This is a genomic window from Myroides profundi (assembly GCF_000833025.1).
GTDB lineage: Bacteria > Bacteroidota > Bacteroidia > Flavobacteriales > Flavobacteriaceae > Flavobacterium > Flavobacterium profundi_A.
This window is the reverse complement of sequence record NZ_CP010817.1, coordinates 2,566,548-2,586,893: the sequence shown is the minus strand read 5'-3', so window position 1 is coordinate 2,586,893 and position 20,346 is coordinate 2,566,548. Positions and strand designations below refer to the sequence as shown.

23 protein-coding genes are annotated in these 20,346 nt (G+C 34.6%); 19 read left to right on the top strand and 4 right to left on the bottom strand.

The annotated features are described in order from the left end of the window. Nucleotides 1-1,446 precede the first annotated feature (1,446 nt). Both MPR_RS11370 and MPR_RS11365 read left to right on the top strand, forming a co-directional pair. Nucleotides 1,447-1,971, top strand: a complete 525-nt coding sequence (locus tag MPR_RS11370) for a DinB family protein (RefSeq protein WP_041892695.1) — start codon at nt 1,447-1,449, stop codon at nt 1,969-1,971. Nucleotides 1,972-2,031: 60 nt separating this feature from the next. Beyond that, nucleotides 2,032-2,520, top strand: coding sequence for a MarR family winged helix-turn-helix transcriptional regulator (locus MPR_RS11365; protein WP_041892693.1), 489 nt, complete (start codon nt 2,032-2,034; stop codon nt 2,518-2,520). Between the two features lie 244 nt (nt 2,521-2,764). Here MPR_RS11365 and MPR_RS11360 read toward each other — a convergent pair whose 3' ends face one another. Beyond that, a complete protein-coding gene (locus MPR_RS11360) occupies nt 2,765-3,367 on the bottom strand; it encodes a nitroreductase family protein (RefSeq protein ID WP_041892691.1) in 603 nt (200 codons plus the stop codon). Between the two features lie 94 nt (nt 3,368-3,461). On the opposite strand from MPR_RS11360, the gene MPR_RS11355 reads away from it, so the two are divergent. Beyond that, the gene (locus tag MPR_RS11355) at nt 3,462-3,830 is read left to right on the top strand and encodes a winged helix-turn-helix transcriptional regulator (RefSeq protein ID WP_041892689.1); all 369 of its coding nucleotides are present in this window, start codon (nt 3,462-3,464) and stop codon (nt 3,828-3,830) included. A gap of 99 nt (nt 3,831-3,929) precedes the next feature. Continuing rightward, complete coding sequence (locus tag MPR_RS11350) at nt 3,930-4,607, top strand: hypothetical protein (RefSeq protein WP_041892687.1); 678 nt, start codon at nt 3,930-3,932, stop codon at nt 4,605-4,607. Nucleotides 4,608-4,797: 190 nt separating this feature from the next. Here MPR_RS11350 and MPR_RS18760 read toward each other — a convergent pair whose 3' ends face one another. Beyond that, the gene (locus MPR_RS18760; protein ID WP_006258234.1) at nt 4,798-4,944 is read right to left on the bottom strand and encodes a hypothetical protein; all 147 of its coding nucleotides are present in this window, start codon (nt 4,942-4,944) and stop codon (nt 4,798-4,800) included. After that, nucleotides 4,922-5,515: an ATPase gene (locus MPR_RS11345; protein WP_041895445.1), complete on the bottom strand. Its 594-nt coding sequence runs from the start codon at nt 5,513-5,515 to the stop codon at nt 4,922-4,924. Before MPR_RS11345 ends, MPR_RS18760 begins: the two co-directional genes overlap by 23 nt. Nucleotides 5,516-6,057: 542 nt before the next feature. Between MPR_RS11345 and MPR_RS11340 the strand changes: the two genes are divergently transcribed. The 9 genes from MPR_RS11340 to MPR_RS11300 all read left to right on the top strand — a co-directional run bounded on the left by MPR_RS11340 (nt 6,058) and on the right by MPR_RS11300 (nt 15,331). Then, on the top strand, nt 6,058-6,405 hold the full coding sequence (locus MPR_RS11340) for a hydrogenase maturation nickel metallochaperone HypA/HybF (protein ID WP_006258232.1): 348 nt from the start codon (nt 6,058-6,060) through the stop codon (nt 6,403-6,405). Between the two features lie 10 nt (nt 6,406-6,415). After that, entirely contained in the window at nt 6,416-7,123 is a 708-nt protein-coding gene (hypB, locus tag MPR_RS11335; RefSeq protein WP_006258231.1) for a hydrogenase nickel incorporation protein HypB, read from the top strand. Between the two features lie 7 nt (nt 7,124-7,130). Continuing rightward, complete coding sequence (locus MPR_RS11330; RefSeq protein WP_041892685.1) at nt 7,131-7,580, top strand: urease accessory protein UreE; 450 nt, start codon at nt 7,131-7,133, stop codon at nt 7,578-7,580. 130 nt (nt 7,581-7,710) lie between these two features. Then, a complete protein-coding gene (locus tag MPR_RS11325) occupies nt 7,711-8,718 on the top strand; it encodes an ABC transporter substrate-binding protein (RefSeq protein WP_041892682.1) in 1,008 nt (335 codons plus the stop codon). Nucleotides 8,719-8,725: 7 nt separating this feature from the next. After that, nucleotides 8,726-9,724 carry a FecCD family ABC transporter permease gene (locus MPR_RS11320; RefSeq protein ID WP_041892680.1) on the top strand — a complete coding sequence of 333 codons (999 nt, stop codon included), beginning with the start codon at nt 8,726-8,728 and terminating at the stop codon, nt 9,722-9,724. Continuing rightward, nucleotides 9,721-10,488: an ABC transporter ATP-binding protein gene (locus MPR_RS11315; RefSeq protein WP_041892678.1), complete on the top strand. Its 768-nt coding sequence runs from the start codon at nt 9,721-9,723 to the stop codon at nt 10,486-10,488. Before MPR_RS11320 ends, MPR_RS11315 begins: the two co-directional genes overlap by 4 nt. A gap of 8 nt (nt 10,489-10,496) precedes the next feature. Beyond that, nucleotides 10,497-11,003 (top strand): GNAT family N-acetyltransferase, encoded by a 507-nt coding sequence (locus MPR_RS11310; RefSeq protein WP_041892675.1) that lies wholly within the window; start codon nt 10,497-10,499, stop codon nt 11,001-11,003. Between the two features lie 212 nt (nt 11,004-11,215). After that, entirely contained in the window at nt 11,216-13,642 is a 2,427-nt protein-coding gene (locus tag MPR_RS11305) for a TonB-dependent receptor (RefSeq protein WP_041892673.1), read from the top strand. A gap of 162 nt (nt 13,643-13,804) precedes the next feature. After that, nucleotides 13,805-15,331, top strand: coding sequence for a Fic family protein (locus tag MPR_RS11300; RefSeq protein ID WP_041895443.1), 1,527 nt, complete (start codon nt 13,805-13,807; stop codon nt 15,329-15,331). A 169-nt stretch (nt 15,332-15,500) separates the two neighbouring features. Here the strand turns inward: MPR_RS11300 and MPR_RS11295 are convergent, their stop codons facing one another. Then, nucleotides 15,501-15,971: an OsmC family protein gene (locus tag MPR_RS11295; protein ID WP_175469364.1), complete on the bottom strand. Its 471-nt coding sequence runs from the start codon at nt 15,969-15,971 to the stop codon at nt 15,501-15,503. 158 nt (nt 15,972-16,129) lie between these two features. Between MPR_RS11295 and MPR_RS11290 the strand changes: the two genes are divergently transcribed. The 6 genes from MPR_RS11290 to MPR_RS11265 all read left to right on the top strand — a co-directional run bounded on the left by MPR_RS11290 (nt 16,130) and on the right by MPR_RS11265 (nt 20,340). Then, nucleotides 16,130-16,516: a hypothetical protein gene (locus tag MPR_RS11290; protein ID WP_025125060.1), complete on the top strand. Its 387-nt coding sequence runs from the start codon at nt 16,130-16,132 to the stop codon at nt 16,514-16,516. A 130-nt stretch (nt 16,517-16,646) separates the two neighbouring features. Next, nucleotides 16,647-16,949, top strand: a complete 303-nt coding sequence (ureA, locus tag MPR_RS11285; protein WP_006258220.1) for an urease subunit gamma — start codon at nt 16,647-16,649, stop codon at nt 16,947-16,949. 16 nt (nt 16,950-16,965) lie between these two features. After that, the gene (ureB, locus tag MPR_RS11280) at nt 16,966-17,340 is read left to right on the top strand and encodes an urease subunit beta (RefSeq protein ID WP_006258219.1); all 375 of its coding nucleotides are present in this window, start codon (nt 16,966-16,968) and stop codon (nt 17,338-17,340) included. Continuing rightward, on the top strand, nt 17,337-19,058 hold the full coding sequence (gene ureC, locus MPR_RS11275) for an urease subunit alpha (RefSeq protein WP_041892670.1): 1,722 nt from the start codon (nt 17,337-17,339) through the stop codon (nt 19,056-19,058). The genes ureB and ureC overlap by 4 nt, the downstream gene beginning before the upstream one ends. Before the next feature lie 88 nt (nt 19,059-19,146). Continuing rightward, nucleotides 19,147-19,644 (top strand): urease accessory protein UreE, encoded by a 498-nt coding sequence (locus tag MPR_RS11270; protein WP_041892668.1) that lies wholly within the window; start codon nt 19,147-19,149, stop codon nt 19,642-19,644. A 3-nt stretch (nt 19,645-19,647) separates the two neighbouring features. Then, entirely contained in the window at nt 19,648-20,340 is a 693-nt protein-coding gene (locus tag MPR_RS11265) for an urease accessory protein UreF (protein WP_041892665.1), read from the top strand. The last annotated feature ends 6 nt before the right edge of the window (nt 20,341-20,346 follow it).

Sequence of the window (20,346 nt, the reverse complement as noted above, 5' to 3'; positions counted from 1 at the left end):
GAATGACTACTCTTAATGTATTTAGAGCATTTTAAAGCCTTCTAATGAAAGATTTTCATTATTACACTTCCTAATAACTCTTGTGAGGTGTGGTGCTTTTAGTGTTCTTTATAATACTTTTTACTGTTTTGTTAATCGTTTTGAGAAGTAAAATGAGGTGTTTTGAACCTCTTTTAATACTATAATAGCTGTCTTAGTATGGCTTTTTAATACAATCACACTTCCTTTTTTGCGTCTCCTTTATGTTTTAAATAACCCTTTTTTGGTAGAGTAGCTAGAGGTGCTTTACACTTTTTTGTACTTCTATTTAGCAAAATTATAGTTGTAGTATAATTCCTTTTTCATCTCTGTTTACTTTATCAATTAGGAGAGGTCTATTCATTTTACTAAGTTGAGAATTGTTGTTTTTTGTCATTTTATATTTTCTTGTTTAGGTCTTTATATGTTGTTTATACTATGAGTCTTTTTTACAATATAAGTGAGTCTTATTTTATATGCCTTGTTGTTTTGTTTTTTAGTGTAATAAAGACATCTTGTTTTATGTCGGTGCTGTTTTTATCAATAAATTATTCTGTTGAAATTGTTATTGATGATTTGTGTTGCCCCTTTAGTGTTTGTGTAAAATAGAATATATATAATTTGTTTTGTTGTGTAAATTATAACTATTCTATTTGATGTATTGGATGTTTTTTTATTGTATAAGGTGGCTAGTTAAGGTGAGTTTAAGCTTTTTAGTCAGGTAGTTTCTTTGAGGTATTAATTTTATGTGATGGTAATTCGGTTGATTTGACTTGCTTTTCTAAAGATTGTTATTTTCTTTTATTGTGGTAAAAAGTACTATTTCGTTGCTAGATCTGTTGTGTACTAATCGTAGTTCTTTTTATTTGATGAGCTTTAGCGATAAGCAATAAAGAAGGAGGGAAAGTATGTTTTTTTTTGATACATATATATAAGAGAAGAGTGGAGATTGTGTCTGGTAGTTTTGTGAAAAAGAAGGTGTTTTTGTGTTCTTATACCAATGCTTTTTTGTGTTAGATAAGGAGGTGTTTTGTACTCTATTTAAGAAGGGGAGTGAGTGATTTGGTTTATTGATTTACGTTGATTATATAAAGTATTACTTTAAGTATTGTTTGGCTCAAGTGAAGCTTGATGCGTTTTAGGGGAGTGGCAAATGTCTTGTTTTTAAGGAAAAGGGTTTTTGTCAAAATGGCAGTCTTTTTATGAGATATTTTAATGTCATTTTTACTTGTTAAAAATGCTATTTTTAAAGTGAAAATATTTTTTGTTTGAATAAATAGGTATTTAAAGTAATATGATTTAAAACTTTAGATAATTGTTATAAGTATCTGAATATTAATAATTAATAATTTATTATTTTGTTTTGTTTGTTTTTGTGTTTGATATTGTTGTTGTGATTACTATATTTGTAACAACAATATTTAAGTGATGAGTAGTATAGAGAAGAGTTTTAGGGACTATGAGAAGGTTTCAAAAGTATGGAAAAAAGCATTAGAAACATATTCTGAAGGGGAAATTTCTAAAAATGGATCAGTAGATCATTGGTCTTTAGGGCAGATTTATTTACATCTAATTAATTCTACATTGTATTTTCATGGCAAGCAAATTGAGTGTTGTGTGAAGACAAGAAGTAACTGTGATAAGAGAAAGAATTTTAAGGGATTTATGGTCTATACTATATTAGGTAAATTTCCTCCTGTGAAGATAAAAGTACCTGCGTCGGATGATTGTACTCCTATTGCTCCACTTAGTAAAAAAGAAGTCGAATTAGGATTACAGAAGGTTGATGAGATGATGTGTGTTTGGAAGGAATTATTAAAAGATGATTTGGGTGGAAAAACACCACATCCCGGCTTTGATTATTTAAACGCTAGCGAGTGGTTTAGATTAATACCGATGCATTGGACGCATCACTTAAGACAAAAATCAGATAGAGATAAAGAATCTGTTTAGTGTTTTAAGTGCTTTTATGTTTTGTAAAAAAATGTAATAATTATTAATGATTAAAGTAATATGAGTGATCAAGTAAGCTTCCCGTTTAATACTCCTGAAGAAAGTTCAGGATATTTATTGTGGCAAGTAACGATGTTATGGCAACGTACTATGAAAAGAGAATTGGATAAAATAGACATTACGCATACTCAGTTTGTTTTGATGTCTGCTTTGGGGTGGTTGTCAAAAGAGGGTAATAGTGTTACACAAATAGATATTGCTAATCACAGTAATACGGATCGTATGATGGTGTCAAAAGTACTTCGAACCCTCGAAGAGAAGAAGGTAATTAAGCGTAAAGATCACCCTGTGGATACGCGTGCAAAAGTGATTACTTTGACTCCCAGTGGAGTGGAACTTTTACAAAAAGCGTTAGTGGTTGTTCAAGAAGTTGACAATACATTTTTTAATGTATTAGGTCCTTATCGTCCGATTGTCGATCTTAATTTAAAATCATTGTTTGAGAATCACAATCATTCAGAGGGTACTTCAGCGAGCGATGAAAAGTAATATTTCTTAGTGAGTTTTTTTGTGCAATTCAAAATAAGCTGTTTTAAGAGTTTGTTTTTATTTGAATGAGTAAATATTCGGTGAGTGTGTAAAGTGTTTTAAAACATCCTTTAAAAGGGTGTTAAAGAGGTGTGTGATGTGAATTCTGAATTGAGTTTTAGAAGACAATTGTGTAAAACAAAAAAGCCAAGGATAAGATTTCTTGGCTTTTTTGTTGTTAGAAGTAACATGAGTTGTAGTTTAATTATCTAACTTCTATTGTAGTTTCTTTATCTAGGCGATTTTTAGGAGTTACAGATGGTTGGTTAGTATCTTCAGAATTTCTGTATCCTATTGCTACAGCAAAAACACTTTTGTAAACTCCATCTTCATTGATAATCTTATCAAACTCTAGGGTATTAATACCCTCCATTGGTGTTGCATCAATTTCCATTGTACCACAAGCTGCTAAGAAGAATCCTAATGAAATATATACTTGATTTTTTAACCAAGCTGTAACCTCTTCTTCCGATCTAGGTTTTAGAAAATTATTGTAATATATTTTAGAACCTTCAGCCGCATTTTCTAAACGCAATTTCTCAAAGTATTCTTTTGTACTTAGTACATTGAACACAATTAGGTGACTAGCATCTTCTATCTTTGTTTGATTAAAAGCTGAGTTACTTGCTAATAGATTTTTTACTTCTGTGCTTTCAACAATAGTAAATTTCCATGGTTGGCTATTAATCGATGAAGGACTTAGTTGTAGTATATCTTTTAATTGTTCTATTTTGTCACCACTTATTTTTTTAGTAGAATCATATTTTTTAGTTGTGTATCTACTCTTAGCAATTTCTAAAAAGCTCATTTTTCTAATATTAAATTAAACTATCATTTTTATAGTTGCAAACTTAAGTATAGTGATTTATATTTGCAATAACGGTCAAAAAGTATAGTAACTGATGTATAGTATAGATGATAAAGATTATCCTTGTAGTACGAGTGTGACGATGAGGTTTATAGGAGGTAAATGGAAAGCTGCAATTATAAAGTACCTTGCCGAAAAAAAGAGATATAGTGAGCTTAGAAAAGATTTGGTCAATATCACAGAGCGTACTTTGAGTTTGCAACTTAAAGAATTAGAATCAGACGGTATTGTGATAAGAACAGTGTATACTAGTAAGCCTCCTCTAAGAGTGGAGTATGAATTGTCTGATTTTGGAAGAACATTGCTTCCTCTTATCCAGACTATTTCTGATTTTGGAAAAGAGATTATCAAGAATAATGACAGGGTGCAAGTGGTGAGTCCACCTCCTTGTTCCTTAGAATAATTTAGAAAGGATATTACAGAGAGGTAGTATCCTTTTTTTGATTCTATGTTTAGGAAAAGAGAATAAGTAGTATTTTAGTTGTGTAAAAATAAATTGGTTATGGAGGAAGTGAAAGAACCTTTTGTGTTTAAAGGATACCAATATGAGGATTTAGACTATGCCATTGAAAACTTTGTGAATGAATATAACTTGTCTTTAGATCCTCAGAAACTTGCGGAAGTAAGGAATGTGGCTGAGATGTTAGATTTAATAGTTAGCTATTTTAAGCAAGAGAAAAAAGAAGACTGTACTTCTCAACAAGCTTTTTATAAACTAAGAACAATTCTTCACAAGTATACAAACGAGTCTGATATAAAACCGAATACTCGATTAGAAGAATTATTTCCTAAGCAGAATCGCATTGAGAATATCAAAAGAGTAGAAGAAGATTTAGGTTTTAAATTAAAGGTATTTAAACCCAAGGAATACAAAGTTTTAATGTTGTGGTTGTTCTTTTTTGTTTTAGTCATTTTTGCTTTTTTTCAACAATTTCTTCTTGTGACATTAGGTATTGTGGTATTATATTTTTTAAGAGGAATTATATTTGAGAATGGAGAAGAGTTTAAAGTAGAGACGGTAGGTGAGTTGGTCAAACTAATGGTTGAGAAAAACTATTTTAAGAGTAGAAGAGATCCTGATACAATGAATGAACAGGAGCTTAGAGAAATGATTGCTAAGTATTTTGCAGATTGTTTAGGTTTAGAAAGAGAAGAGTTCTTAAACGCTAAGTTCGGATAGGGTAACTTAGTACAATATGTAAAAAGACAGGTATCGTTAAATATTCGGCTTTTTTGTTTTCTTTTTAGATTATAGGTAAGGTTTTTTATTGCATTTGTCCTGAATATAGATTTACGTAAAACGATTACTGTAAACTAAAAAGGCTATCCGAGTAATCAGATAGCCTTCATCTATTATATTCAATCAAATACTAAGGGTTTAACTTGACGATTTTCCCATCTCGTATTACAACTATTTTACTCTTTTTTTCTTTCTTAAAAGCGATCATATTCTCATAAGCAAGTTCTAATCCTTTTATGATCTTTTCTTTTCTTTTAGCTCTTTCTTCTGCTGTCATAATATTGTTTTAATGCATTAAACTTATCAGGATTGTGAATAGATATCAATTCTCTAATATGTTTTTCTGCGATTAGCAAATGATTCCCTTCTGAATTATCAAATATAAGACATTCATCCACTATATCTAAATAAATATCAAAAAGATTTATAATTCCATTTATGTAACGACGTTCAATCACATCTACTGGGATATTATGTCCACCTTCCTTAACCCTTTCTTTTACCCTTTCTTTCGCTAATTGAAAATCCTTAAGCCAAAAAAATAATAGTGTTACATTATATCCGTTTTCTTTTGCATATAAAATCTTCTGTTTATAGCTTTTGGTTGCTAGAGTTGTCTCAAATGAAAAATCTTCGTTATCCTTAAAGAGCTCGTTAATTCTATTAAGCATAATTCTTCCTGCTTCAAACGCTACTTTTTCTGGCTGAAATGGAGATAAGCCTTTAGCTATTTCATCAGCATTTACAAACTCTTTACAGTCTAAAATCTTTGGTAAAATGGTAAAAGAAGCAGTTGTTTTTCCTGCTCCATTACAACCTGCTATTATATATAGGTTCTTTTCCCTCATTCTCTTAGTTTTCATAAAGATACATTTACCAATTATTTAAAACAAAAGAATATTTACACTAAAATACTTTGTCTTATTCAATTGTGTTTGTAAAGAAAGTATTTCACAGTCAACTTTGTGAGGTTTTTATGTGTCTTCCTCGTTCCCTCATTCTCTTATATTCACTACTCTTAAAGAAATGTGAATGCCTATTTTATGGTAGTATAGTCAAGATTTGTGCTATTCTTGATAGAGAAGTGTTTTTACATTTGTACCGTTAATAAAGGGGGCGTGGCTAGTATGTGATTGGTTTTGATTTATTAATAACAGCAATTCTTAGAAATGCCACTTTAAAGTATTTTGTAAAGAAAAGTGAAATTAGTGTCTATTCAAACCGAAAAGAATAGTACTGACCTAATCAGCGAGAATCCACACTAATCAAAAAACAGTTTAACTGTAAAGAATTACTTCAAGTTTCACAGTTAAACAAAAAAGGGTCTAAAAATTGTAGATACCTTTTTATCTGTTATAGTAGAGTATATATAGAATTAAAATGTAAAGCGATGCATGAATTGTCAATCGTGAAAGATATCTTTTCTACACTAGAAGAACACTATGAGGCTAAAGTAGAAGATATTCAGAAAATACAGGTCACAGCAGGGTTGTTATCTAATGTACAGCCTGTGCTGATACAGAACGCCTTTGATGCCTTTATCATCGATAATGAGGTCTATAGAGACATGGAGTTAGAGGTGGTGGTCAATGATATCATAGCGCACTGTCACAGTTGTGATAAAGACTTTAAGGTAGAGTATCACCGATTTGTTTGCCCATGTGGTACTCCGTCAGCTGATATTGTACAAGGCAACGAATTATATATTTCAAAAGTAATATTTAAACAATCATTATAAATCATTATTTATGGCATCGAATCCAAAAAGTTTAGGAAATCGCGTAGGTTCATTACAATGTGATAATACCACATTACACTTGTTAAAAGCAAATGACTTTGTAGCTAATGCTATTAGAGAACGCTTAAAGAATGTTTGTGTTATTAATGTTTGTTCTTCTCCTGGCTCTGGTAAGACGACTTTAATGCAAGAAACAGGTAAACGTCTAGGAAAAGACTTAAACATATCAGTATTAGTAGGAGATCCAGAGACTGATAGAGATGCTGTTCGTATGAAAGAAGTAGGCTTAAATGCACTTCAAATCGTAACAGGAGGAATGTGTCATATTGAAGCACAGATGATTCTTCAAGCTCTAGATCATATTGACCTAGAAGGAACGGATTTATTATTCATAGAGAACGTAGGGAACTTATTATGTCCATCTGCTTTCGATTTAGGAGAAGACTATAGAGTTACTTTATTAGCGACTACAGAAGGAGATGACAAACCGAAGAAATACCCGCGTATGTTCTTGACTAGTGAGTTAATGTTAGTGTCTAAAGCCGACTTACTTCCTTATGTTCCTTTTACAGTAGAGAATGTGACGAAAGATGCTAGAGAGGTTAATCCGAATATCGAAGTATTGACGATTAGTACAACGAATGGAGAGGGGATAGACGAGTGGTGCGAATGGTTAAAAGAACGTGTAAAAGCTAAAAAAGCAAACGCAGCTGAGTAACTCACTTATGCAACAAACAATTTATATAGATGATATTCAACCTCGTGAACGAATTGTCGAGGGAATAGATGTGTTTGAAATCGAATGGTTCGAAACACAAAAGCATCTATTTCATCGATTGACTACTAACGGGGTTGAACTACATCTGCTGAAAGAGGATAGAGACTGGCAACATGGAGATGCATTGTATTGTCAAGGAGAATTAATAGCTCAACTAGTTGTTAAACCAATTTTAGCAATACAGTTTAAATCGGATAAAGGGCATGAGGTAGCTGACTTCTCTTTTTATATAGGCAATAGACATCTACCTGTGTTTATAGAAGGAGACAACACCTTCTTAGTGCCTTATGACGGTAATCTATATGAACAATTAGTAAGCAAGTTTGCAAATAATATTGTATTAGAAAAGAGACAGTTGTTCACACAACATTTGCTTAAAAAAAAATACAGTAAATAGGGAACTGAAAACAGGGAACGGGAAGCAGAAGGCCGATTGTACTGTAAACTGTAAACTATAATCCGTTAACTGTAAACCGCAACTCAGTTGTCTCGGATTTGCAATCCGTGACGAGTAAATTCTAAGAATTATGAAATTAAGATATTTATTAACTGTATTGTTTTCACTTGTATTATTACAATCGTGTAAACAAAGTACAGAGCCAACACAATCTACAGAACCAACCTCAACAGAACTTGTAACTATAGACAGTAGAGGTAAAGAGGTTCGTTTATCTAAGCCTGCTACTAGAGTAGTAGCTTTATACGAGGCTCTGGTAGATGATGTATTTATGTTAGATGCACAAGAGAAGCTAGTGGGTATTCCTCAACAAATTTATTTGAATGAAGATACTTTCTCTTTTCTATCTACTTTAGATAGTCGTATGGCTAAGAAAGAGATTGCTACACCTACTTTCGGTGGAGGGTCTTCTAATGTAGAAGCGATTATAGGACTTCAGCCAGACTTAGTCATCACTTTTGATCAAGATGCAGAAGCTGTAGCGCAACTAGAAGACCTAGGTATCGCAGTATTTACCATTGCAAGTGAAGACCAAAAAGGAATTATCAGTGAACTTAAGGGAATAGGAACACTATTGGGGAAAGCTGATCGCGCTACTAAAATCACAGATTATATAGAAAAAGAAGTAGCAGAAATGGAAGCTTCTAAAGTAGAAAGCCCAAAGAAAGTATATTACGCTTGGTCTAAAGGACGAGTACTTTCTACTTCGGGTAAAGGTACTTTGATGGATATGGCGATTACATTATCCGGTGCTATTAATGCATGCCCTTTAGAGATGCAAGCTCCTAATGTAGGAGCGGAGATGCTGTACAAGTGGAATCCTGATATCATTCTTCTGTGGAACTCTAATGAACGTGATGTATATGGGTTAAGTGAATTAGCTAATCTACCAGCAGTAGTAAATAAACAAGTAAAGGTCATGAAACCTTCATTCTTATACGATCCTCACACAGTGAAGTTTTTATTATTTGCCAAACAAGTTCGTCAATGGAGTTACCCTGAGTACACAGAAGATGCACTAAGAGCAGAGATAGATGAAGCGATGAATATATTATACAATACAAAAGGTCAGAAATAAACCATATATGAGATATAGCATTAAAGTTGGGTTATTGTGGATTATCCCTATTTGGTTATTAATAGGGTCTCTTATGTTGGGAACTACGGGGACTTTATCTCCAGCAGAACTATTTAGCCATGCTGTGAAGTGGTTTAGTAGTTCAGAACTTTCTACAGACCCGATAGAGACTATTTTGTGGAAAGTGCGTTTGCCTCGTATTATCTTAACCTTTCTAGTAGGAGCTTCTCTTGCTGTATCAGGAGGAGTGTTACAAGCCATCTTTCGCAACCCTATAGTAGACCCTTTTACTTTAGGTATCTCTTCAGGAGCTGCCTTCGGAGCTGCTCTAGCTATGCTATTTCCTTTTATATCGATTAATCTATCTGCCTTTGCCTTTGGGATATGTGCTGTAGCATTGACTTATACAGTATCTTATGCAGGGAGTCGTACTTCTATAGTAAGTATGGTTTTGTCAGGAATTATCGTATCAGGAGTATTTACAGCTTTACTAACCTTGTTACAATATATGAGTGACCCTTATAAACTACAAGCTATAGTGCAGTGGACAATGGGAAACTTACACACTGCTTCTTGGTCTAAAGTATACACTGCATTTGCACCTATACTTTTGGGTTTATTTATAATTGTATTACTGCGTTGGAAGCTTAACCTTTTGTCGTTAGGAGATAATGAAGCTTTAGCGGTAGGAGTTAATCCGAAGTATTTAAAGCTTGTTCTTATCTGTGTAGCCACGATGATTACAGCTTCTTCGGTAGCCGCAGTTGGAGTGATTAGTCTATTCGGACTGATCGTGCCTCACATGAGTAGAATGGTATTCGGACCTAATAACAATATTGGTGTTTGGGCCAATATCAGTATAGGAGGGTCTTTTCTATTGTTGATAGATGATTTCTCTCGTGCTGTAATGCCTTTTGAGATTCCTGTAGGCGTGTTTACCATGATTATAGGAGCACCTATATTTATTTATTTGATGAAAAAGAGTTTAACCAATTGGAGCGCATGAGACAGTTGATAGAAATACAAGACTTAGTGTTCTCTTACGCTAAAGAAGTAGTCTTAGACAGGGTGAATGCGTCTTTTGAGCGAGGAAAACTCTCTATTATACTAGGACGAAATGGAAGTGGTAAGTCTACGATGTTTAATATTCTAGCAGGTTTAGAAAAGAAGTATCACGGACAGGTGTGCTTTGATGGACAAGAACGCAGAGCGATTAAGTTAGGAAAGGAGCAATATATGCGTATAGGATTCTTAAATCAGTTTCATCAGACTACTTTTCCTTTTACGGTGAAAGAGGTTATTCTAACAGGAAGGGCTTCTTTTGCAAAGTTTGCTCCTGCAGAACAAGATTTTCAAGAGGTAGTCGATATATTATCTCGCTTTCAGTTATCTCATTTGATAGATAAGCCTTATACCTCACTTTCGGGTGGAGAGCGTCAGTTAGTCTTATTGTGTAGAGTATTAGTGCAGAAACCAGAGGTGTTGATGCTCGATGAACCAACGAACCATTTAGATTTACACTATCAGGTAGCTGTACTAAAGTGTATTAAACAGTTGGCGGAAGAAGGTACTACTGTACTCTGTGTAATGCATGACCCCAACCTTGCGTTTATGTATGGAGAGCGATTCTACTTAATGCAAAACAAACAGTTGATAGATATTCAAGAGGTACAAGGGGAAGAGTTACACCGATTGTTAGAAGAGACTTATCAGTTGCCATTACACCGTATAGATAATCAAGGCAAACCTATGTTTATGCCTTTAATATAGTTGGTATTATGAATATTCAGATCAGTAAAGTAGAGTTACACCAAGCTCAAGATATAAAAGAATATGTCAAAGCATTTAGAAAAGGTCTTTTTCCCATGTTAGATAGTACTATAGTCCCCCGAGACCTTTTACACTTTGAACAGACTTATCTTTTACACCCTCATGGATGTTTTCTACAGGCAAGAGATCATGATGATAATATCATGGGCGTGATAGGAATGATGCCTTATGATTATCGTTTTGACTATTTAGATTATAGAGATAATCGTACCGTAGAGGTCGCTCGTCTTTTTGTAGAACCTGCTTATCGAAGAACGGGATTAGCAACCATGTTGTTTAATGCTTTATTAGAAGTAGCCAAGGAGAAAGGGATAGATATGTTGTATTTACATACGCATCCTTTCTTAACAGGAGCTTTTGAATATTGGCAAAAACAAGGTTTTCAACTCATTAAAACGACGATGTATGGTGAGTTTGAGACACTACATATGGATAGAACGGTTAGGGATAAATAGCCAGGATTGTAAGTTTTTACTACCATTTTACAATACCTCTGTTCCGAATAAGAATAGAGTAATTATAATATAAGTTTATGGTGAGTCCGTTATTTTATCCAAAATAACGGACTCACTACGGACTCATAACGGACTTACTACGGATTCATTCCCAAGTAATAATAAACTTGAGAATACCTATATAGGATATAAATTAAGAAACACATTTACTAATGAAAATATATTTACATAAATCAGGAATAATAGCATTGTCTCTATTACTTCCTTATCTCTCTAATGCCCAAACTTCTCAGAAGGTATCGGGTAGAATATTAGGAGAGAAGAATAATCCCATAGCTTATGCTACTGTTACGATCGGTACTGATCATGTAGAAGAGAGTGATGAGCGAGGGGAGTTTACAACAATAGATCAAGTACAGTTTCCTCTTTTACTACAGATTAATGCTTTAGGATATAAGCAAAAGTCAGTAGAACTTACAGAAGCGAGCTATAAAGAAGGTTTTGTTGTTAAGCTTGAAGAAGATGTGAGTCAATTACAAGAGATTCTAGTAACGGCAAGAAGAAATAATTCTTATTTAACCAACTCTACAGTATTAGGAGGAAAGTACAATGGGAGAATAAAGGATTTACCTCAGTCTATTTCTATTGTGTCTAGTGAGTTAATGGAGGACAAACAAGTGTTCCAGGTAGCAGATGTAATTCCTGATTTGGCAGGTGTAACACAGGCGTCAGTCTATGATGAGTTTGTTATCCGTGGATTTAAAAGTGGGTATGACAATGGTATTCGTCTCATAAATGGAATGCGTTCTGCCTACGGTTTTGGAGAGAGTTACTATCGTTCGCCGATGACGATTAACTTTGAGAGTATCGAAGTTCTTAAAGGACCTGGAGCTTCTTTATTTGGAGATATTGCCCCTGGAGGAACAATTAATATGGTTACTAAAAAACCATTAGAAAATCACAAAGGGTTAATTAATTTCTCAGCTGGGAGCTTTGAGACTTTAAGAACTACTATTGATGTAGGAGGACCTATTGATAAAGATAAGAAGATATTATATCGCTTAAATGCAGGGTACGAAAGTTCTAAAACCTTTAGAGATATTAATAACCGCAAGAACTTTGCAGTAGCGCCTTCATTCACGTTTAAACCAGTGGAGGGAACGACCTTTGATGTAGATCTAGTATTTGATCAATTCAATGGTTATTTAGATAGAGGTATGAGTACTAAGGGAGGAGATTTATATGCTTTGCCACGTACCTTTACCTTGAGCCAACCTTCAGATTACTTTAAGACCAAGACTACTACACTTAGCGGACGCTTAACACAGCGTATTACAGATAATGTAAATCTGCATGTGAATTATATGAAGTCTATCTATGAAGAAGACTTAAATGAGCACAGAACACTAAACACCTATGCTAACCCGCCAGAGAACACAGTGGTGAATCTACGCTTCTTTGATCGTCATGGTAAGGAGTATACGGATAACTTCGTATCTTATTTAAAATGGGATAAATATGGCAAAAATATCGACCACCATATCGTAGTAGGAGTAGATTATGCTCAGTATAAAGGAGATAAAAATAGCTACCAACGCGAGGCGCGTAGTAAGAAAGAAAATGGAGAGGTAGTCGCTTTGACTTTTGACATGAATAATCCTGTATATCAAGGTGCTGATATTACTAGTTATGTATGGAGATCAAACACACAATATCCTTTTATGAGCCCTTACAAGAGCACAGGAGTTTATATCCAAGATCAGATCTCTGTAGGAGAAAGATTAAAAATGGTATTGGGATTGAGACATGAGAGTTATAAGTCAGAGAGCACAGATACTAAGGTTCCTTTTACAGCGACTCAGAATGCTTGGCTACCTAGAGTTGGGTTAACTTATTTAATCAATGATAAGATTAATTATTTCGCTAGTTATTCTCAGGGGTATGTGCCAGTGGCTGCTAACTTTGTAGCTAATTATAAGGATTACGGAGCGGATAGTGCCTTTAAGTCAGAGAAGAGTTTCCAGGTAGAGACTGGGCTAAAAACAGGTTTCTTTGATAATCAGCTGCAAATGGATTTCTCTTTATTTAGAATCGAAAGAAGAGATATGCTTATCGGTACAGGACAGTTGACAGAAGCAGGATTACCTATGTATAGACAGTCAGGTAGAGTAATCTCTCAAGGGGTAGAGTTAGATATGAGAGGGCAGCTTACAAAAGAGTTTCAAATTATGGCCAACTATACTTATAATGACACAGAGGTGAAGGAATCTGCTATCGCTTCAGAAGAAGGACAATTGTTACCTGGAGCTCCTAAGAACTCAGCTAGTATTTGGTTAAAGTACGTATTTTCAGATACAGCACTTAAAGGGGTGGGATTCGGAGCAGGAGCCTATTATGTAGATCAGCGCAGACTAAGTGAAAGCGTAGGTAAAGATGCTCAAGGGAATGCTCAATGGGGATATTTACCAGCTTATATGACTGCTAATGCAGCAGTATATTATCACTTAGATAAGTTTAAACTGGCTGTGAATGTGAATAATATATTTGATAAATATTACTTCCTTGGAGGTTTTGATTATACCAGAGTGTTCGCAGGCGCACCTCGTAATGTGATGGTGTCTTTAGGATATAATTTTTAGATATTTATATCACAGATTTTAAATTTGTGACAATTAAAGAACCTCAATAGATGCATTCTATTGAGGTTTTTTATTTGCTAAAAAAGATTAAGCTTCTTTGAATTGATTTATTTTATTGGTTTCGTAATCAGTATTTTAGTTGTGGTTAATAATGCTAAAGTTATGTTCGAAAATAAGCATCTAGAATTTAAACAACAGCTAACTTCAGATTTAGAAAAAGAAGTTGTGGCTTTTTTAAATAGCAATGAAGGGGGTGTACTCTATATAGGTATTAATAATAAAGGTACCCCTATAGGAGTAAAGAATCTTGATCAGGATCAACTAGTTATTAAAGATCGGTTAAAGACTAATATACTTCCTTCCTGTTTAGGGCTATTTGATCTAGTTGTTGAAAATACAGAGTGCAAGAACGTTATAAAAATTATTATAGCAGGAGGATCTGAGAAACCTTATTATATCAAGAAATATGGAATGTCAGAGAAAGGAGCGTTTATTAGAATAGGAAGCTCTTCAGAACCTATGACCACTAAACTAATAGAAGACTTATATAGTAAACGGACTAGGAACTCTATTAGTAAGATTAGATCTCCTAAACAACAATTACAGTTCCAACAACTACATATCTATTTTCAGTTTATCAATAAGACATTGAATGAGCAGTTCGCTACTAATCTAGAGCTTTTAACTGAGAAAGAAGAATATAATTATGTCGCTTATCTAATGAGTGATAGCAATAGTGTCTCTGTTAAAGTAGCTCGTTATATAGGGCTAGATAGGGTAGAGTTAGAAGAGAGTAATGAGTTTGGTTATGAATCATTGATAAAAGCAACTCACCAAGTACTAGATAAGTTAAATGTAGAGAATCGGACTCTAGCTAAAATTACAGCAAAAGAAAGGAAAGAAAGGCGTTTATGGAATGTAATCGCTTTGCGGGAAGCTGTTTTAAATGCCTTTGTACATAATGATTATACTCGAGAGATCGCTCCTAAGTTTGAGATATTCGATGATCGACTAGAGATTACTTCCTATGGAGGATTGCCTGACGGACTGTCAAAAGAAGAGTTTTTTTATGGTTTTTCTGTACCTCGAAATAAAGAAATCATGCGAATATTTAAAGACTTGGATCTAGTAGAACAATTAGGGTCAGGTGTACCTAGAATATTACAGGCTTATGGTACAGATTGCTTTCAGTTTTCTGAAAACTTCTTGAAGATTACCCTTCCTTCAGCAGAACCTCTTGTACTTATTGAACATGATACCGTGCAAGATACCATCCAAGATAACGTGCAAGATACCATCCATGATACCATCCATGATAACGTGCAAGACACCATCCATGATACCATCCATGATAACGTGCAAGACACCATCCATGATACCATCCATGATAACGTGCAAGACACCATCCATGATAACGTGCAAGACACCATGCAAGATACCATGCAAGATAGTCCCCAAGTTATAGAGCTTTTAAAAGCTTTTATTGATATACACAGTAGAGAAGAATTACAAGAGAAATTAGGGCTATTAAATAGAGATAATTTTAGAAGAAATTACTTGCAAGCAGCTCTTGAAAGAGAATATATTGCTTTGACAATTCCTGATAAACCTACAAGTCGTAACCAGAAATACTATTTAACTGAAAAAGGGAAAGCAACAGCAAAGAGTTTACTTAAAAAGAAGCGATAGTATAAAGTAAAGAGTTGATTTTATTCTTTAGTAGTGATTATAGGATATTTGATTTTCTTTAGAAATATGTATTAGTATTGTGGAGTATCTAGTAAGAATAATTATTTCTTTAGGGTTTCAGTATTATTGTTTTGGATTAAAACAATGCCGTCGAGAACTTCTTAGATGTCTATTGTTGTACAAGGATAGTAGGATTGTGTTTGATAGGGAAGTTCACAGAGTTAGCGATGAAGCAATATTCATTGGCTTTATGATGTAGTTCTTTTGCTTTTTCGACCATATCTTTATTAGCTACAACTACCGTAGGATGGAGTGTTACTTCAGTGAATTTACCTTTGCCATCTACTTCTTCTATCATTACACCAGTCACATGATCTGTATATGCTACTACAATAATATTATTTACAGAGCAGAAGTGTAAGTACCACAACATATGGCAAGAAGATAGAGAAGAAATAAGCATATCTTCAGGGTTGTGTCTGGTCTTATCTCCTCTAAAAGCAGGGTCAGATGAACCTAATATAGCAGGTTTATAATCAATTGTAATAGTATGATCTCTTTCATAGTTCTTGTAGTTATCAGTTCCTGTTCCTTTGTTACCTGTCCACTCTATGGTAGCTTGATAGTTATGTGTTTTCATTGTTGTGTGTTTTATGTCCATAAAGATAAGGACAAGTTTAACGATTTATGTTCTCAATTGCCTATTTTATGGTAGTATAGTCAAGATTTGTGCTATTAGATGGAGTATATAGATTTTATCTTTGTGGCATAATTAAGAACAAGGTATATAACGCTGTTATGAAAGCATTATCTCGAATTATCGTTTTGTGTTTTTTTCTCTTTCATTTTGGATTTGTATTTGCAAGCCAACGTGTAGAGACAGGGAAGAATTATGCCGTATCAGGTAAGGTTTTGTTATCTGATCAAGTTAGCAAGAAAGAAGCGTCTAAAGTTTTTTGTCAAATAGAAGTAGAGGTGGAATATGTAAGTTCCTTAGACACTAAGGACTTCTCTACTGATAAAATAGATTTAGGTGATGTACTACACTTTCTGCATACATACGTTTTTAATGAGCGTTTTACTACACCCGTTTTAAGTGAGGACAATGTATCTGCTTATCTGCAACAGCATAGAGCGAAATATTTGCTATATCAGTCACTTAAGATTCCTCATGGGATAGTTTAAAAAAAATAATGACTACAGGGTAATTGTGGTCAAATCTTTGCTACTTAGTTAATCAATCAATATGTAGCCAATATAGTTAAATCTATGTTGGAGTGTTATTCTATTTTTTCAATTTTAATTAAAAATATATATGCATTTATTACCGAGAGAAACGGAAAAGTTGCTTTTGCACTTGGCTGGTGAATTAGCCAAAAAGCGTAAGGCTAGAGGGGTAAAACTAAATTATCCAGAATCTATAGCCTATATCAGTAGTGAGCTTCTAGAAGCGGCACGAGATGGAAAAACAGTAGCAGAGTTAATGCAGTATGGAGCTACACTATTAACACGTGAAGATGTAATGGACGGAATTGCCGAGATGATTCACGATGTACAAATAGAAGCTACTTTCCCTGATGGAACAAAGCTAGTGACAGTACACAACCCTATTCGATAATTTAATACGAAAACAAATGGTTCCAGGAGAATATTTTATTAAAGAGGAAGATATCATCTGTAATGAAGGTAGAGAGATTACTACCATTACAGTAGTTAATAAAGGAGATAGACCTATCCAGGTAGGGTCTCACTATCATTTTTTTGAAGTTAATAAAATGATGGAGTTTGACCGTGCTGCGGCATTTGGTAAACGATTAAATATTATTGCTAGTACAGCTGTTCGTTTTGAACCAGGAGAAGAAAAAGAGGTAGACTTAGTACCTTATGCTGGTGAACGTAAGATATATGGACATAACGATTTAGCTAATGGAGAGACTATCTCTGAAGAAGCTAAAGCTATAGCGATGAAAAAAGTAGAGAAACAGTACTTTAAAAACAAATCATTATGAGTTTAAAAGTTGGTAGAGCAAACTACAGTGCAATCTTTGGTCCTACAGTAGGAGATAGAGTGCGTCTAGGAGATACAGAGATTATCATTGAGGTAGAGAAAGACTTTGCAAGTTATGGGGATGAGAGTAAGTTTGGTGGAGGAAAAACTGTACGTGATGGAATGATGCAATCTTCTAATCATCTTAGTCATGAAGGCGTGTTAGATATGGTGATTACAGGAGCTATTATCATTGATCACTGGGGTATCGTGAAAGGAGATATCGGTATTAAAGATGGTAAGATAGTAGGTGTAGGTAGAGCAGGTAACCCTGATACGATGGATGATGTGAGTCCTAATATGATTATCGGGGCTTCTACAGAAGTACATGGAGGAGCAGGGTATATCGTTACAGCAGGAGGTATAGATACTCATATTCACTATATCAGTCCTACACAGATAGAGACAGCCCTATACAGTGGAGTGACAACCATGATAGGAGGAGGTACTGGGCCAGCAGATGGAACAAATGCAACAACTGTGACTCCTGGTAAATGGAGTATTAGACGTATGATGCAAGCTGTGGATCACTTACCTATGAACTTTGGTTTCTTCGGAAAGGGAAATGTAGGTACAGAACAGCCTATTATCGAACAGATCGAAGCAGGAGCTTTAGGAGTAAAGATACACGAGGATTGGGGAGCTACTCCAGCTACTATCGATAGAGCGTTATCTGTAGCAGATCAATATGATGTGCAGGTAGCGATACATACAGATACGTTAAATGAAGGAGGATTCTTAGAAGACACAATGCAAGCAATTAATGGACGTGTAATCCATACATTCCACACAGAAGGAGCGGGAGGAGGACACGCACCTGATATTATAAAATCTGCAATGTACCCTAATGTATTACCTGCATCAACTAACCCGACAAGACCATTTACAAAGAATACAATCGATGAGCACTTAGATATGCTGATGGTGTGTCACCACTTGAGTAAAGATATTCCAGAAGATGTAGCTTTTGCAGATTCACGTATTCGCCCTGAGACTATTGCGGCTGAAGATATCTTGCAAGACCAAGGAGTATTTAGTATCATGAGTTCTGATTCTCAAGCTATGGGACGTGTAGGTGAAGTAGTCACTAGAACATGGCAAACAGCTGATAAGATGAAGAAACAAATCGGTAGTCTAGCAGAGGATGAAGGAACAGGGAATGATAACTTCCGTGCAAAAAGATATGTAGCGAAGTATACAATCAATCCTGCTATTGCTCATGGGGTATCTAATTATATCGGGTCAATAGAACCAGGTAAAATAGCCGATTTAGTGATATGGAAACCAGCATTATTTGGTGCGAAACCAGAGATGATTATCAAAGGAGGAATGATAGCGGCTTCTAAGATGGGAGATGCAAATGCGTCTATCCCTACACCACAACCTATTATCTTAAGAACGATGTATGGTGGATTAGGAAAAGCAGTAACTAATACTTGTTTTAACTTCGTCTCTAAGGTATCTCTAGAAAAAGGTATTCAAGAAGAATACGGGGTCGCTAGAACATTACTTCCAGTGACTAACTGTCGTAATATCTCTAAAGCAGATATGATTCACAATCATGCTACACCAGAGATTATTGTGAATCCAGAGAACTATGAGGTAAGTATAGATGGTAAGAAAATCACTTGTAAGCCAATAGATGAGGTAGCACTAGGACAGAGATATTTCTTGTTTTAAACTATAAGAAACAACAAACAAATAAACCAACAACAAGAGAATACAAGGTTTCTTAACCCTGTATTCTCATTTTTAAGTAAACGTAAGAATGCTAGTAACTCAAGCGATAAGAAATTGTAAGTCAGAAGAGATAGAGAAGCATATCGATTATTTATACATCGAATGGTATCAAGTAGAGAAGCGTATTCAGCGTCTAGTGACAGCTGATGGGGTATCTATTGCTATTCGTTTTTTAGGTAAAGGGCAGAGTTTAAAAGATGGAGATATCCTATATGAAGACCAGCAAAAAGTAATCATGGTATCTATTTTGCCTTGTGAAGCTATTTCCTTTACAGCATCTGATATGATTACATTAGGTTTAGTGGCTTATGAAATAGGAAATAAGCATATCCCTCTTTTTGCTGAAGGTAATAGCTTGTATATGCCTTATGAACGTTCTATGCAGGAGTGGTTTGATAAAAATGGATATACAACAGAGGCTATAGAAAAGAAGTTGCGTTGTCCACTAAATGCAAATGTTGACTTTGAGCAACATAAGAAGTTTACGTTTACACTGCCTAAAGGTAGTTTATCATTAAAATTATAGAATATGCAAGAGTCATTTTTAGGAAGGTTATTGCATTTAGCAGATCCAGCATTACCCATAGGGGGATATACACATTCTAATGGGTTAGAAACCTATGTACAAAATGGGATGGTGTGTGATAAGATATCAGCAGATCAGTATATAAGACATAATCTATGGTATAATATTAAGTACAATGATGCAGCACTAATGAAGTTAGCCTATGATGCTACTGTGTTAGGAGATATCAAAGAATTAATCGCATTGGATCAAGAGTGTAATGCACTAAAAGGGCCAATGGAAATAAGACAAGGTAGTCAGAAGTTGGGGTTGCGTCTATATAAGATATTTAGTAGATACAGTGGAGAACATACTGTAGTACAACAATGGGAACAGTTGATTAAGGCAAAAGAGACTTATAATCACTATTGTATTGTCTATGGAGTCTTTGCAGCAGTAATGCAAATCCCTTTAGTAGAAGCTATGCATGCATATTACTACAATGCAGCTATAGGTATGGTTACCAATGCGGTAAAGCTAGTACCATTAGGGCAATTAGATGGGCAAGATATTCTGTATTACTTACACGATGATTTATTGAAACTAAGTGAAGAGTCGTTAGTAATGGATAGAAACCTTGTCGGTCTGTGTAATATTGGTTTTGACATCAGATGTATGCAACATGAACGCCTTTATTCAAGACTTTATTTATCATAAGCAAAT

What these genes read in the sequence shown, in the direction of transcription:
- MPR_RS11370 (WP_041892695.1), top strand. Translation starts at nt 1,447, where the DNA reads ATGAGTAGTATAGAGAAGAGTTTTAGGGACTATGAGAAGGTTTCAAAA.
- MPR_RS11365 (WP_041892693.1), top strand. Translation starts at nt 2,032, where the DNA reads ATGAGTGATCAAGTAAGCTTCCCGTTTAATACTCCTGAAGAAAGTTCA.
- MPR_RS11360 (WP_041892691.1), bottom strand. Translation starts at nt 3,367, where the DNA reads ATGAGCTTTTTAGAAATTGCTAAGAGTAGATACACAACTAAAAAATAT.
- MPR_RS11355 (WP_041892689.1), top strand. Translation starts at nt 3,462, where the DNA reads ATGTATAGTATAGATGATAAAGATTATCCTTGTAGTACGAGTGTGACG.
- MPR_RS11350 (WP_041892687.1), top strand. Translation starts at nt 3,930, where the DNA reads ATGGAGGAAGTGAAAGAACCTTTTGTGTTTAAAGGATACCAATATGAG.
- MPR_RS18760 (WP_006258234.1), bottom strand. Translation starts at nt 4,944, where the DNA reads ATGACAGCAGAAGAAAGAGCTAAAAGAAAAGAAAAGATCATAAAAGGA.
- MPR_RS11345 (WP_041895445.1), bottom strand. Translation starts at nt 5,515, where the DNA reads ATGAGGGAAAAGAACCTATATATAATAGCAGGTTGTAATGGAGCAGGA.
- MPR_RS11340 (WP_006258232.1), top strand. Translation starts at nt 6,058, where the DNA reads ATGCATGAATTGTCAATCGTGAAAGATATCTTTTCTACACTAGAAGAA.
- hypB (WP_006258231.1), top strand. Translation starts at nt 6,416, where the DNA reads ATGGCATCGAATCCAAAAAGTTTAGGAAATCGCGTAGGTTCATTACAA.
- MPR_RS11330 (WP_041892685.1), top strand. Translation starts at nt 7,131, where the DNA reads ATGCAACAAACAATTTATATAGATGATATTCAACCTCGTGAACGAATT.
- MPR_RS11325 (WP_041892682.1), top strand. Translation starts at nt 7,711, where the DNA reads ATGAAATTAAGATATTTATTAACTGTATTGTTTTCACTTGTATTATTA.
- MPR_RS11320 (WP_041892680.1), top strand. Translation starts at nt 8,726, where the DNA reads ATGAGATATAGCATTAAAGTTGGGTTATTGTGGATTATCCCTATTTGG.
- MPR_RS11315 (WP_041892678.1), top strand. Translation starts at nt 9,721, where the DNA reads ATGAGACAGTTGATAGAAATACAAGACTTAGTGTTCTCTTACGCTAAA.
- MPR_RS11310 (WP_041892675.1), top strand. Translation starts at nt 10,497, where the DNA reads ATGAATATTCAGATCAGTAAAGTAGAGTTACACCAAGCTCAAGATATA.
- MPR_RS11305 (WP_041892673.1), top strand. Translation starts at nt 11,216, where the DNA reads ATGAAAATATATTTACATAAATCAGGAATAATAGCATTGTCTCTATTA.
- MPR_RS11300 (WP_041895443.1), top strand. Translation starts at nt 13,805, where the DNA reads ATGTTCGAAAATAAGCATCTAGAATTTAAACAACAGCTAACTTCAGAT.
- MPR_RS11295 (WP_175469364.1), bottom strand. Translation starts at nt 15,971, where the DNA reads ATGAAAACACATAACTATCAAGCTACCATAGAGTGGACAGGTAACAAA.
- MPR_RS11290 (WP_025125060.1), top strand. Translation starts at nt 16,130, where the DNA reads ATGAAAGCATTATCTCGAATTATCGTTTTGTGTTTTTTTCTCTTTCAT.
- ureA (WP_006258220.1), top strand. Translation starts at nt 16,647, where the DNA reads ATGCATTTATTACCGAGAGAAACGGAAAAGTTGCTTTTGCACTTGGCT.
- ureB (WP_006258219.1), top strand. Translation starts at nt 16,966, where the DNA reads ATGGTTCCAGGAGAATATTTTATTAAAGAGGAAGATATCATCTGTAAT.
- ureC (WP_041892670.1), top strand. Translation starts at nt 17,337, where the DNA reads ATGAGTTTAAAAGTTGGTAGAGCAAACTACAGTGCAATCTTTGGTCCT.
- MPR_RS11270 (WP_041892668.1), top strand. Translation starts at nt 19,147, where the DNA reads ATGCTAGTAACTCAAGCGATAAGAAATTGTAAGTCAGAAGAGATAGAG.
- MPR_RS11265 (WP_041892665.1), top strand. Translation starts at nt 19,648, where the DNA reads ATGCAAGAGTCATTTTTAGGAAGGTTATTGCATTTAGCAGATCCAGCA.